The organism is Tsuneonella sp. CC-YZS046, assembly GCF_035581365.1.
In the GTDB taxonomy this organism is placed as follows: domain Bacteria; phylum Pseudomonadota; class Alphaproteobacteria; order Sphingomonadales; family Sphingomonadaceae; genus JAWKXU01.
The window spans coordinates 3,198,899-3,211,197 of sequence record NZ_CP141590.1; the positions used below are offsets into that span (position 1 = coordinate 3,198,899).

Below are 12,299 nucleotides of genomic sequence, written 5' to 3' on the forward strand. Positions count from 1 at the left end.
TGCCCCACGATAAGGCCATACCCATCCTCAGACGCAAGGCTCGCGGAAATGCGATGCTTCGACTATGCGGATTTTGCAACAGGCTGGTTTTCGCTTGATGCCAGGCGGCGCCAGCGCGGCGGTAGAGAAGGACAGGATAATACAGATGACCGAGGCTTTTATCTGCGATGCCATTCGCACTCCGATCGGCCGGTTCGGCGGATCGCTGGCACAGATTCGCGCCGATGATCTGGCGGCGCTTCCGCTCAAGGCGCTGATGGAACGCAATGGATCGGTCGACTGGGAAGCGGTCGAGGACGTGATCCTGGGCTGCGCCAATCAGGCGGGCGAAGACAACCGCAACGTGGCGCGCATGGCGGCCCTGCTGGCCGGTCTGCCGGTCGGCCTGCCCGGCTCCACCGTCAATCGCCTGTGCGGCTCCGGCCTCGATGCCGTGGGCAGCGCGGCGCGCGCGATCAAGGCGGGCGATACCAGCCTGATGATCGCGGGCGGGGTGGAAAGCATGACCCGCGCGCCCTTCGTGATGCCGAAGGCGGACAGCGCCTTCTCGCGCAACAATGCGGTCTATGACACGACCATCGGATGGCGCTTCGTCAACCCGGCGATGCGCAAGGCCTATGGGGTGGACGCCATGCCGGAGACGGCCGAAAACGTGGCGGACGATTACAAGGTCGCGCGCGAGGATCAGGATCTGTTCGCGTTGCGCAGCCAGGAAAAGGCGGCCGCGGCGCAGGCCAATGGCCGTTTCGATGTCGAGATCGTGCCGGTCACCATCCCGCAGCGCAAGGGCGATCCCATCGTCTTCGCGGCGGACGAGCATCCGCGCGGCACCACGCTGGACAAGCTGGCGGCGCTCAAGCCCATCGTGCGCGACGGTGGCACGGTGACGGCGGGCAATGCCAGTGGCGTCAACGATGGCGCGGCGGCGATGCTTCTGGCCAGCGAGCAGGCGGCGAAAGCCAACGGCCTCACTCCCCGCGCCCGGGTTGTGGCGATGGCCACTGCCGGCGTTCCTCCCCGGGTGATGGGTGTCGGCCCGATCGAGGCGGTTCGCAAGGTGCTGACGATTGGCGGCATCACGATCGATCAGCTCGACGTGATCGAGCTTAACGAGGCCTTCGCCGCGCAGGCTCTGGCCTGCACCCGGGAACTCGGCATTGCCGATGACGATCCGCGCGTGAATCCCAATGGCGGCGCGATCGCCCTTGGGCATCCGCTCGGCATGTCCGGCGCGCGTATCGCACTGACCGCCGTGGAGGAACTGCACCGCAATGGGGGGCGTTACGGCCTCGCCAGCATGTGCGTTGGCGTGGGGCAGGGCATTGCCCTACTGGTCGAGAAGGTCTGACAAGCGGAAGGCGGCCCGCGTGGTATAACGCTGGCCGCCTCCCTGCCGTCCGGTTTCTCTTACTTGCCCTTCGGCAGCGCGAAGGCGACCAGGATATTCTTCTCGTTGGTCGCCAGCGCCCCGCTGCCGCCAGCGGCGATCACGACATATTGCCGTCCGTCGCTGCCGACATAGGACATCGGATTGGCATTGCCGTTGGCCGGGAGATCGGCGCGCCACAGCAATTTGCCGGTCTTGGTGTCGAAGGCGTGAATCCGCTTGTCCGGGGTGGAAGCGATAAAGGTGACGCCGCCGGACGTGGTCAGCGAGCCGCCGACCGAAGGCAGGCCGAAAGTAAGGGGCAAGTGCGATTTGATGCCCATCGGCCCCATCCGGTCGGCGGTGCCGAGCGGGCGCTTCCACACCACCTTCTTGGTCTTGAGGTCGATCGCGGTCAATTCGCCCATCGGCGGCTCCAGGCAGGGCACATCGAGCGGCGACATCAGCGTGCCGTTCAGCACGGCATAGCGGGCGCCATATTGCGGCACCCCGGCGCGCACCGCCTCGGGCGAGGATTTGACCCCCGCGCCGGCGGGCCTCATGCCGAGTGCCTTCGCTTCTTCCGGAGTGATCAGCTTCGACTTGGTCGGCAGCCGGTTCGAGCTGACGACCAGGAGATTGTTCCTGGCGTCGACCGAGAAGCTGCCCCAGTTCACGCCCCCGGCGAACCCGGGATACTGGATCGATCCCTGCAGGCTGGGCGGCGTATAGCGTCCGTCATAGCGCAGGCTCTTGAACTCGATCCGGCACCACAGCTGATCGAACGGGGTCAGGCCCCACATCTGTTTTTCGGTGAGCCGCTTGCCTGCAAAATCGGGCATGTCGACGGAGAAAGGCTGGGTGGAAGATGCAGTCTCGCCCGGCCCGGCCCGGCCCGGCACCTTCTTTTCGACTATCCGCGACAAGGGCGTGCCGGTGCGGCGGTCCAGCACGAACGCGTCGCCGGTCTTGGCGATGCTGATGAGCGCGGGCACCGGCTGACCATTCACAGGAAAGTCGGCCAGCACCGGCTGCGAGGCGATGTCGTAATCCCAGATGTCATGATGAACTGTCTGGAACATCCAGCGCAACTGGCCGGTCTTGTTGTCCAGCGCCAGGATCGCATTGGAGAACTTGCGCGCGGCTTCGCTGCGCTCGCCGCCGTAATAATCGGGCGTGGCGACACCCATCGGAACATAGACCAGGCCGAGAGCCTCGTCCGTGCTGGAAACCGACCAGCTGTTGGGCGTGCCGGGCGCATAGACCTCATCGTCACCCAGCGGCGCGGTCCGTTCCGGGTCGGCCGGGTCGAAATCCCATGCCTGCCTGCCGGTCTTCAGGTCATAGGCGCGGATCACGCCTGACGGCTGGTTGATGGTCTGGCCATCGAAACCATAGGAGCCGAGCACCACCACATTGCCGGACACGGTGGGGGCGGATGTGAAATAGAAAAGCACCTTGTCATGCGGGGTGATGTTCTTGCGCAGATCGACGGCCCCATCGGTGCCGAAGTCCCGGCAAGGCTCGCCGGTTTCCGCATCCACCGCCAGCAGGCGGGCATCGATGGTCCCGGTGTAGATGCGGCGGGTGCAGGCAGGGGCCGGCTGGCCCGCCGCGACGGTGGGCGAGAGGCCACGCTCTGCCAGATCGGCATAGGCGACGCCGCGGCAATTGGCGAAGGCCAGGCCTTGATCGTTGACGGGCGGATCATGGCGCCAGATCTGCTTGCCGGTTACGGAATCGAGGGCGAAGAGAACATTGTGCGGCGTGCAGCCATACAGCGTATTGCCGATCTTGAGCGGAGTTACCTCGAAGGCGAGAGCGGGTGCGCCGCCGGGGCGGGGTGCCGCGCCGGTTTCATAGGTCCACGCAAGCTCGAGAGCGCCGACATTGGCAGGGGTGATCTGGCTTGCTTCCGCGAAGCGGGTGCCGCCCGGATTGTTGCCCCATGATTTCCATTCCGTGGGGCTGGCATTGAAGGCAAGCCCTGCCAGATCGTCATTGCCGCCGGGTGCGCCGGGCTTGATGACGAATATCGCCCCCAGAGCCAGGATGCCCAGCGCCAGAATTGCAATCAGGGCCTTTCCAGCGATGCGGCCGCCATCGCGGCAGCCGATGCCGCGCGCGGTCCAGGGCAGAAGGAAGACGAGACCAAGCGCGGTGAAGAAGGCGACGCGGGGGACCAGCGCCCAGCCGTTGAAGCCCACTTCCCAGATTGCCCAGGCCCAGGTGAGCAACAGGAATGCGGCATAGAGCCAGGCAGCGGTCTTCCTGCCAAGCCACAGCAGGACGGCCACGGCGAGCAGCGCGACGCCGGAAACGGCATAATATGCGGAGCCGCCCAATGTCAGCAGCTTGATGCCGCCGGCCAGAAGGCCTGCCCCGGCCAGTGCGAATATCAATGAGAATACGCGGGCCACGACAAGCCCGCTCCTGCTGCCCGAAACCGCTTCTTCCATGCTGAGCACCCTCCCTTTATATGACGGTCATAGCGTGGAGTTTGCGATCGATCCACATTCTCGATAAATATTCGACAATGATGATCGCAGTGATAAGAGCGAACGCGTATCAGGCCGGTTGGATCGTGCCTGTCAGTGGGAGACGGTGAAGTGACCGCAAGCAACGACAATCTTCGTGAAGCGAATGTGGCGCAGGCCCGCTCCATTTTCGAGAATTTCAAGCCGCACGATCCGGCATGGCAGAACAACCTCGCGGACGATGCGGTCATGGCGTTCCCTTATGCGGCCAGCATCGGGCTTCCCCCGCGGGTCGAAGGCAAGGAGGCGGCAATCGGCCTGTTCAAGGGGGTTGCCGATGCGCTGGGCCTTTCGTTTCATGACGTGACCGTTCAACCGCTCGCCGATCCGGAATGGGTGGTGGTGGAACAGCGCGGCCAGGGTTCGTTCAAGGGCAATCCCTACAACCAGCAATATGTGATCTTCCTGCAGTTCCGCGATGGCAAGCTGCGGCACTATCGCGAATATTTCGACTGCAAGGTCGTCACGGACTGTTTCGGTTCCGTAGAAAATTTGATGGCGGGCTGACCGGCCTGCCGGCGAGATGACAGACCATTCAAATATCTGGAGCGTTCATGCCTGTTGAAATATCCGATCCGATCACGCTGCCTTGCGGCGCCGTTCTGAAGAACCGCCTTGTGAAAGCGGCGATGACAGAAGGCATCGCTTCGCCCGACAATCGCGCCACTCCCGCCTTGGAAACCCTTTACGGGCGGTGGGCCGATGGCGGCGCCGGCCTGCTCATGACAGGCAACGTGCAGGTCGATCGCCGTTTCCTGGAACGGCCGGGCAATGTCGCCTGGGACGGCAACGGCGGGCTGGAGGAGCTGAAAGCCTATGCCAGGGCGGGGGGCCGGAACGGCGCGCATATATGGATGCAGATCAACCATCCGGGCCGTCAGGCCGGCACCGGCAGCGAAACATTCGTGTCTCCCTCGGAAAACTCCAAGCCGGGCAAGGAAGGCAAGGCCCGGGCGCTTGAGGCGGATGAGATCGAGAACATCGTCGATCGTTTCGCCGGGGTGGCGCGCGCGGCGCAGGAGGCTGGCTTCACGGGCGTTCAGATCCACTCGGCGCACGGCTATCTGCTGTCGCAGTTCCTCAGCCCGCTGACCAACCGCCGGACGGACAAGTGGGGCGGCACTCTGGAAAATCGCGCCCGCGCCTTGCTGGAGGCGGTGCGCCGCACCCGCCAGGCGGTGGGGCCGGAATTCCCGGTTTCGGTAAAGCTCAACAGCGCGGATTTCCAGAAGGGCGGACTGACCGAGGAGGAGTCGTTCCAGGTCATCTCCTGGCTGGGCGACGAAGGAATCGACCTGCTCGAAGTATCCGGCGGAAATTACGAATCCTTCGTGATGGTGGGCCGCAATGAAGATGGCACGGTCAAGCAGAAGGCCGCGTCGACTTCTGCGCGCGAAGCCTATTTCCTTGATTTCGCGGCACGGCTTCGCCCGCTGGTCAAGATGCCGCTGATGGTGACGGGCGGTTTCCGCACGCTGGCCGGTATGCAGGATGCACTGGCGTCGGGCGCGCTTGATGTAATCGGTCTGGGGCGGCCCCTGTGCATCGACCCGGACTATTGCAACAAGCTGCTGAACGGTGCGATCGATCGCCTGCCTTCGCCTGACATGGCCTGCAATCTCGATCCCGCCCAGTTCGGCAATCCCGCCCCGGAAATCTTGCGCCTGATGGAAGTGGCCGCGGGCACGGCCTATTATTTCAACCAGATCATCCGGCTTTCCCAGGGGCAGGATTCCGAACAGGAAATCGACTGGAACGAGCAGTTGAAGCGGATCGAAGCCTATGATGCGGAGCTGAACCAGCGCTACCTCAAGGCTTTCGACGCCGCCAACGTGGCTTGACCGGCGGCCAGGCGGGCGATCAGCCTGCCTGGCGCACGCCCGCGATGATCTCGCCCTGCATGTCCGGCGTGGTGCCGTGCAGCAGGATATGGTCCACGCCCACAGCCAGATATTCGTTCAGGCGCTTGACGCAGTTGGCAATGCTGCCGGTTGCCGCCCCGGTTTCCAGCCATTCGCGCGGCAGCAAGGTGGCGGCGTCGGCCATGGCGCGGCGTTTCTCTTCCACCGTCCCAGTGCCATATTCCAGCTTGGCCAGGCCGGTGTCGGCCAACACGTTCATCGGCTCCTCGCTCCAGCCATTGGTCTTGACGATCGGCGTGCCGATGGCGCGGTGCATGAAATAGGATACCGCACGGGCTTCCAGCAGGTCGATGCGGGTTCCTTCGTCCAGCGTATCCGGAACGGTCACGACCGTGGCGTAGATTTTCACGGATTGCGGATCGCGTCCCGCTTCCTTTGCCGCATTCCTGACGATGCCGATCGATCGTTCCACGCCTGTCGTCGTCAGGAACGGGTGCAGGACGACCCCATCGAAATGGGCGCCGGCCATGGCCAGCGTTTTCGGCCCGATGGTGCCGAAGATCACTGGCGGGGGCGTATCATACCCTTGGGGCAGCTTCAGTTCGCCCCAGTTTCCGGCAGGTCCGTCATAGGCCACCGTTTCCCCGGCCCAGAGCTTGCGCAGGATCATCACATAGTCGGCCATGCCCTGCAGGTTGGGCGTGGGGATGCCCATCTGCCGGAAATGGGCTTCCACGCCCCGGCCATAGCCCAGCACGAAGCGGTTGCCGCTCAGCATCTGAACGGTCTGCGCCATGCCTGCCTGCACCACCGGATGGCGCGTGCCGAAATGGGTGAGCCCGGCGACCAGCTTGACCTTGTCCGTGACCTGGGTCAGGGCGCCTATGGTTGCCCCCAGTTCCTTGGTTTCCCACCGCTCCGAAAGGAAGATGCCACCCAGACCGAGTTCGTCCGCCTTCCTGGCCTGATCGAGGCCGGGCTTCGGGTCGGCCACCTGGCCCGGAAGGATGTAGGAATAGATCTGGTCGGCGGAAATGCTCATGTTTCAGGAATCCGTTATTGTTTCTTTCCGATGCCATAACGGGCGCGAAGGTTTGTGCCAATCGCGCCCGTTATATTGGTTATCGGGTTGATGGGGAAAGCGTGGTTTCCGCATCAACCCGGATCGTTGTTGGATCGTCAGAAGTCGAAGGTAGCGGTGACGCCATAGGTGGCGGGCCTGCCGACACCTCTGGAGATATTGTCCTGGGCGACGGTGACGTTGAGCCAGTAGTATTTGTTGGTGCAGTTGTCGCACCAGACATACAGGCTCCACCTGTCGTCCGGACCGTTGATGCCCGCCCGCCCGCTCAGCAATCCGTAGGAGCCGATGGTGAAGGGAGCATCATAGCCGGGAAGGAACCGGTTCTGCGGCCCGCCGGCTGGCAGCGCCGGAATTTCCGTGATCGAACCGCCGAGGGTGGCGTCGGTCTTGCCGACCCAGCGCCAGTTGGCGCCGATGAACGGGCTGATCCGGCCTGCATCGAAGGTATATTCGCCGCCCAGCATGTAAGACCACTTGGGGGTCAGCGGCAGCTTCTGCCCGTTCATGTCCAGCGGCCCGACGGCCGTGTATTCGTTCGGGTCGATCCTGGTGATCTCCGAATCCAGATAGGTGGCCGACGCGGAAAGGCTCAGCCCGCGCACCGGGGCGGCGTTGATTTCGATTTCCGCGCCCTTGACCTTGGACTTGGGGATGTTGCGCAACTGCGGCAAGGCGCCCCATACCGCATCGTTGATCGAGCCCTGGACCTGCTTGTCGCGATAGTCGTAGATGAACCCGGCCGCATTGATCGTCAGGCGGCGGTCCAGCAGTTCCGACTTGAGGCCGATTTCATAGGCCAGCACCGATTCCTGCGTGACCGGCTGCAGCCCGACGTAGCTGGCCGGGGAGCCGGTCGGGAAGCTGCCCGTCTTGTAGCCCTTGGAGACGTTGCCGTAGAGCAGCAACTCGTCGGTCGCACGATAATCGAGGCCGACCCGCCACGAGACATTGTCTTCCTTCAAGGTGTCGCGGAACTGTTCCCCGGGGATCAGGGCGTAATTGTGCGTGAAGCAATCGCCGGGCTGGATATAGGGGAACAGATCGGGATTGATCCTGCTGCCGTCGGGATTGAGGTTGCCGTTGAACAGGTCACCCAGATAGTTGAAGACATTGGCGATGTTGCCGTCCCCGGCGTCGGTCCCGCACGCCCTGTTCTTGATGGTCGACTTGGTGTAGCGGATGCCGCCCTTGGCGGTCAGCCGGGGAATGATTTCGGCTTCCAGATTGGCGAATGCCGCGATGTTCTCGATCGAATCGTGCTTCTTGATGCCGTTCTGGAAGATGCCGGAATTGATGGCGCTGGTATTGTTGGCGTAGGATTGCAGCTGGTCTTCGGCGATCTTGCTGTTCTCGTAATTGACGCCGACCACCCAGTGCAATGCGTTATTGCCGGTATTCTCCAGCCGCAGTTCCTGCGAGAAGCTGTCGATCCGGCCATCCATCCTGGTCTGGTCTTCGTTCTGGATCGCCGAGCCGCTGCGCGACGCGCCCATCTCCTGGCGGAACCGGACATAGGACGACAGCGAGGTCAGCAGCAGATTGTCGGTCGGGCTGAATTCCAGCCGCAGCGAACCCTGGATCTGGTCGCGGTCCGCGAACAGCCGGGTCGGGGTGGACTGCATGATGAAGTCATTGTCCGACGGTCCCACCGGGCCGCCCCAGTCGGCATAGCGCGGGTTGGTGGGGATGAGCGGCTGATCCAGCACCGGAGCGCCAAGCGGCGTCGTCAGATATTGCGTATAGGCATACTTCGTGCCGGCCAGCGCCAGCGCCTGAGGCTCGGACTTGTCCTTCCAGCCCGCCACCGTGAGGGTCGCCTTGAAGGTGTCGTCCGGTTCCCATTCGAGAATGCCGCGGCCGGCGAAGTATTCTTCCCGCCCGTTGCGGTCCCACGGCCGGGTATAGCTCTTCTGCCAGGGGTCCATCACATGCGCCTGTCCGGCAAAGCGCGCCCGCACCGTATCCGACAGCGGCCCGCTGACATGGCCGGTGAACTCGAACAGGTTGAACCGGCCGTAGGTCGCCGAAACCCCCGCCTCGAAGCTGTCGGTCGGCTTGTTGGCGATCAGGTTGATCGCGCCGCCGGTCGAGTTCTGGCCGAACAGCGTGCCCTGCGGGCCCTTCAGCACCTCGATCCGCTGCAGGTCGAAGGTCTGATTGGAGGCGGTGATCGGAAACGCCAGCGGCGCTTCGTCGAGATAGAAGCTGACCGCCGGATAGGCGCCCAGCGCGCTCGAGTTGAACCCGATCCCGCGCAGCGAGAAAACCGGCACGTTGTAGTCCGACCGCGCAAAGGTCAGGCTCGGAACCGCAATCGCCAGGTCTTCCCCGCCCTGAATGCGCTGCTTCTCCAGCGCATCACCAGACAGCACGCTCAGCGTCTGACCAACATCCATCAGGCTCTGCTCGCGCTTCTGCGCCGTCACAATAATCTCGTTCAACCCACCAGTCTCCTGCCCATGGGCAAGAGTCGGGAGTGCGCAGAGCGCAATTGCAGAACAGCCGACGGCGAATGAAATCTTGCACTGAGGCATATCGCTCCCCTTCCATTAATCGGTGCTGGACCATTTCCAGTCAGAATCCCGATTGATGCTCGGATATTACGCCTCTGACGCCCGGCGTCAATACCGGGCGCTCGCTATGTTTTTGTGCTCACTCCGCCGCTTTGAGCTGCAGGCGCAGGGATTCAGCGATGGGATAGCCGCCTGCCGAAAGCCAGCTGAGCAGGACGTCCTGATGAGTGAGGCCGTCACCCGCGCGCAGGGCGCAGCCCAGGGACAGGATATATTGCTTCCAGGTGCAGAACACCTTGTGCCAGGCCAGCTTCTTCCGGTCGATCGGCAGCCCGCCCGCGGCTTCGTAAGCCTCCACGAAAGCGTCGGTGCTTTCGAACAGGCCGCAATGGAAAGGCTTGCCGTCCTCATAGGTCCGATAGAGATCGGTCACCACCCATGCCAGGTCCGCATGGCGGTCGCCGAGATAACCCAGCTCCCAGTCGAGAATCGCGGTGATCTGCCCGGTGTCTTCCTCGAACAGGAAGTTACCGGTCCGGAAATCGCCATGCACCACCGACAGATGATCCAGCGTGGGCGCGTTGCGGCGCAGCCAGTCTTCCGTCATCAGCGAAATCACCGATGGCTCGTAGAGATCTTCCTGCCAGCAGCGCCCCCACCAGTTGACGATCTGCTCCGCCGCTTCGGTCGTGCCGACCGCGGGCCTCGAGAAACTGGGAAGATCGCCATCGGCGATCGGCGCCTGGTGGAGCGCCGCCATGTAGCGCGCATATTGCGGCACCAGCAGATCGCGCAGCGCCTTGGGGAAATGGGTGCCCATGCCCGTGACGTTGGAACTGACCTGCGATGGCTTCTGCACGCCGGCGACGAAAGACGACACCAGGGCAGGCGTGCCCATGACCGAGCCATCATCGTCGATCCAGTGAACCCGCGGCACCGGCATCAGCGGTCCGGCAAAGCGCATCAGCTCGAATTCGCGGCGCCGGTCCGTCTCGACGATCGACGCGGCCGGTTCGCAGCGCAGGACCATGCGGTCGCCGGTCCGCCGGACGCCGCCGTCGATCCAGTCCAGCTCGAACACGAACTGCTCCTTGGATGCCCCGCCGGTCAGGCTGCGCAGGTTGCGAATGGCGATATCGCCTTCAGTCCCGGCGGAAATCAGGCGATGCAGCCGCTCGCCGATCTCCTCGAAGCTGGGCGAATGATAGGCGGGCTGCCCGCGCCGCTTCAGCTTGCGGGTCAGCGCCTCGTCGATCGAAGCTTCGGTGGGATAGCGTTCCCGCAACTCGGCAATCCACTGGTCGGTGGGCCTGGCGCGCAGCGCAATGCGATCCTGCATATTCTCGCGCCCTTACCCGGCCGGCGCGGCTTCGAGGGATTCGCGGATCGATTTCAGCGTGTCCGGAAACACGTCGAAGCCCGTCTTGGCGACGAAGGCGCGTTCGCGGCTCGTCTGGTCTTCGGTCAGGTCGATGACCGCCCGGGAAATCGCGCGCGCGGTTTCCGCATCCACGGTCGAAAGCACTTTCGAGATCGCGTCGCACAGGGTTTCCCGCAGCGCGTAATTCGCATCGCGGATCTGGCTGAGCGTGACATTGTGGCGCGTTCCGACATCCTTCGTGACGGCGACGGCGTCGTCCAATTCCTTGCCCAGCGGCTGACCGGCAAGTTCGGCCACCTTTTCGGCCATCGCGACCATCGAGCGGCCATCCGCGATTTCATACCAATTGGCGTAGTCGATCTGTTCCTGCATCAGGTTGAGCGAGCCGATCACCAGCTGTAATTGCTCTGCGGCGGCCTTGTTGTCGGGGTCGATCGCGGGCAGCACGACATCCGCCAGCGCCTTGTTCATGGTCCTGATCCGGAGATCGAAACTGGGTTGCATCCTCTATTCCTTTCCAAATTGCATGAATTTACCGGCGTGGAGCCTGGCTGGCGGCCAGGCCATGACGCGTGCGATAGGCCATGGACGTATTCTCCATCGCCAGCCCATGGCCCACATGGCCGCCCATCGTCCAGCGCTTGAGCGTGATTCCCACATCGACGCTGGGATAGACCGGCCAGGGGCCGCCCGCGATGGAAGCCCCGTAAAGGCTGAATTTCTCCCCATCGGCATCCTCGCCGTGCCATTCCGCGGCGATCGGCAGGTAATTGAGCCGCGAGAGGATCAGCCTGGCCGAGACCAGCCCGGTGACCTTGCCCTGCCGGCAGATATAGCCATGGGCCAGATCGAGTTCATCCGAATGGACCGGGTCGGCTGGGAAGAAGCCGTGAACGGCGGTGTCGATGTCCGGAAAATAGGCGCCCAGCCACATCATCCCGGGCAGTTCCACTTCGGTCCGGGGACCCCAGCTGTGGTCCATGACCTGCACGCAATCGACCGGGATCACTTCCCCCCGGCAGCGTATCTCCCCCTTCACCCGCGCGTGCATGTCCCAATGGCCGCGATAGGCTTCGCCCAGAACGAAGCCCCCGTCCATCTGCTGCCTGGTGACGGGGTCCATGTCCGGATCGGAAATGTCGTAAGGCTCCATGATGCCGCTGATGTCGAAATGGATCTCGGTGTCGTCGATGCCGATGTAATCGACCCGATAGTCGCGCGGGCTGGCGGCCTTCACGCTGAGCCCGCTGGCCAATGCATATTCGCGCAAGCTGCTTGCGCCGGGCTGATGGTGATGATTGGCGACATAGAGCGCATCGTGCGAACGGTCGACCAGCCCGCGCCAGATGCGGACATCGGTCATCACGATGCCCAGGTTCGGGCGGAAGAGGGCCTGGAGATGGCCGCAGATGCGGCGTTCCGCATTGAAGAACGCGAAATAATTGGTTTCCGCCCAGTCATGCGCGGCCGGGTCCGTCGGGTGGAAATCGACATCGCTGTCCAGAATCATCGGCATCCTCTTTTTTGTGTGGGCAAGCGCCGCCAAGCTTCCTAGG

Annotated in this window: 9 protein-coding genes; 3 read left to right on the forward strand and 6 right to left on the reverse strand. The window is 63.4% G+C overall.

Annotation, left to right across the window (positions count from 1 at the left end; genetic code table 11):
• The first annotated feature begins 145 nt into the window (after positions 1–145).
• Entirely contained in the window at positions 146–1,348 is a 1,203-nt protein-coding gene (gene pcaF / locus U8326_RS15630; RefSeq protein WP_324741391.1) for a 3-oxoadipyl-CoA thiolase, read from the forward strand.
• A gap of 59 nt (positions 1,349–1,407) precedes the next feature.
• Here pcaF and U8326_RS15635 read toward each other — a convergent pair whose 3' ends face one another.
• Complete coding sequence (locus U8326_RS15635) at positions 1,408–3,825, reverse strand: membrane-bound PQQ-dependent dehydrogenase, glucose/quinate/shikimate family (protein ID WP_324741393.1); 2,418 nt, start codon at positions 3,823–3,825, stop codon at positions 1,408–1,410.
• 150 nt (positions 3,826–3,975) lie between these two features.
• Here U8326_RS15635 and U8326_RS15640 point away from each other — a divergent pair, with 150 nt between their 5' ends.
• Positions 3,976–4,410: a nuclear transport factor 2 family protein gene (locus U8326_RS15640; protein WP_324741395.1), complete on the forward strand. Its 435-nt coding sequence runs from the start codon at positions 3,976–3,978 to the stop codon at positions 4,408–4,410.
• Positions 4,411–4,457: 47 nt separating this feature from the next.
• Positions 4,458–5,744, forward strand: a complete 1,287-nt coding sequence (locus tag U8326_RS15645) for an NADH:flavin oxidoreductase/NADH oxidase family protein (RefSeq protein WP_324741396.1) — start codon at positions 4,458–4,460, stop codon at positions 5,742–5,744.
• A gap of 19 nt (positions 5,745–5,763) precedes the next feature.
• Here U8326_RS15645 and U8326_RS15650 read toward each other — a convergent pair whose 3' ends face one another.
• From U8326_RS15650 to U8326_RS15670, 5 genes are all read right to left on the reverse strand, one after another.
• The gene (locus U8326_RS15650; RefSeq protein WP_324741397.1) at positions 5,764–6,807 is read right to left on the reverse strand and encodes a TIGR03857 family LLM class F420-dependent oxidoreductase; all 1,044 of its coding nucleotides are present in this window, start codon (positions 6,805–6,807) and stop codon (positions 5,764–5,766) included.
• Between the two features lie 137 nt (positions 6,808–6,944).
• On the reverse strand, positions 6,945–9,290 hold the full coding sequence (locus U8326_RS15655; protein WP_324741399.1) for a TonB-dependent receptor: 2,346 nt from the start codon (positions 9,288–9,290) through the stop codon (positions 6,945–6,947).
• Between the two features lie 211 nt (positions 9,291–9,501).
• Entirely contained in the window at positions 9,502–10,701 is a 1,200-nt protein-coding gene (locus tag U8326_RS15660; RefSeq protein WP_324741401.1) for a phosphotransferase family protein, read from the reverse strand.
• A gap of 12 nt (positions 10,702–10,713) precedes the next feature.
• The gene (locus U8326_RS15665; RefSeq protein WP_324741403.1) at positions 10,714–11,247 is read right to left on the reverse strand and encodes a hypothetical protein; all 534 of its coding nucleotides are present in this window, start codon (positions 11,245–11,247) and stop codon (positions 10,714–10,716) included.
• A 28-nt stretch (positions 11,248–11,275) separates the two neighbouring features.
• Positions 11,276–12,253, reverse strand: coding sequence for a hypothetical protein (locus U8326_RS15670; RefSeq protein WP_324741404.1), 978 nt, complete (start codon positions 12,251–12,253; stop codon positions 11,276–11,278).
• Positions 12,254–12,299: the final 46 nt, after the last annotated feature.

Coding starts and splice junctions, on each gene's coding strand:
- pcaF (WP_324741391.1), top strand. CDS start 146: ATGACCGAGGCTTTTATCTGCGATGCCATTCGCACTCCGATCGGCCGG.
- U8326_RS15635 (WP_324741393.1), bottom strand. CDS start 3,825: ATGGAAGAAGCGGTTTCGGGCAGCAGGAGCGGGCTTGTCGTGGCCCGC.
- U8326_RS15645 (WP_324741396.1), top strand. CDS start 4,458: ATGCCTGTTGAAATATCCGATCCGATCACGCTGCCTTGCGGCGCCGTT.
- U8326_RS15650 (WP_324741397.1), bottom strand. CDS start 6,807: ATGAGCATTTCCGCCGACCAGATCTATTCCTACATCCTTCCGGGCCAG.
- U8326_RS15660 (WP_324741401.1), bottom strand. CDS start 10,701: ATGCAGGATCGCATTGCGCTGCGCGCCAGGCCCACCGACCAGTGGATT.
- U8326_RS15665 (WP_324741403.1), bottom strand. CDS start 11,247: ATGCAACCCAGTTTCGATCTCCGGATCAGGACCATGAACAAGGCGCTG.
- U8326_RS15670 (WP_324741404.1), bottom strand. CDS start 12,253: ATGATTCTGGACAGCGATGTCGATTTCCACCCGACGGACCCGGCCGCG.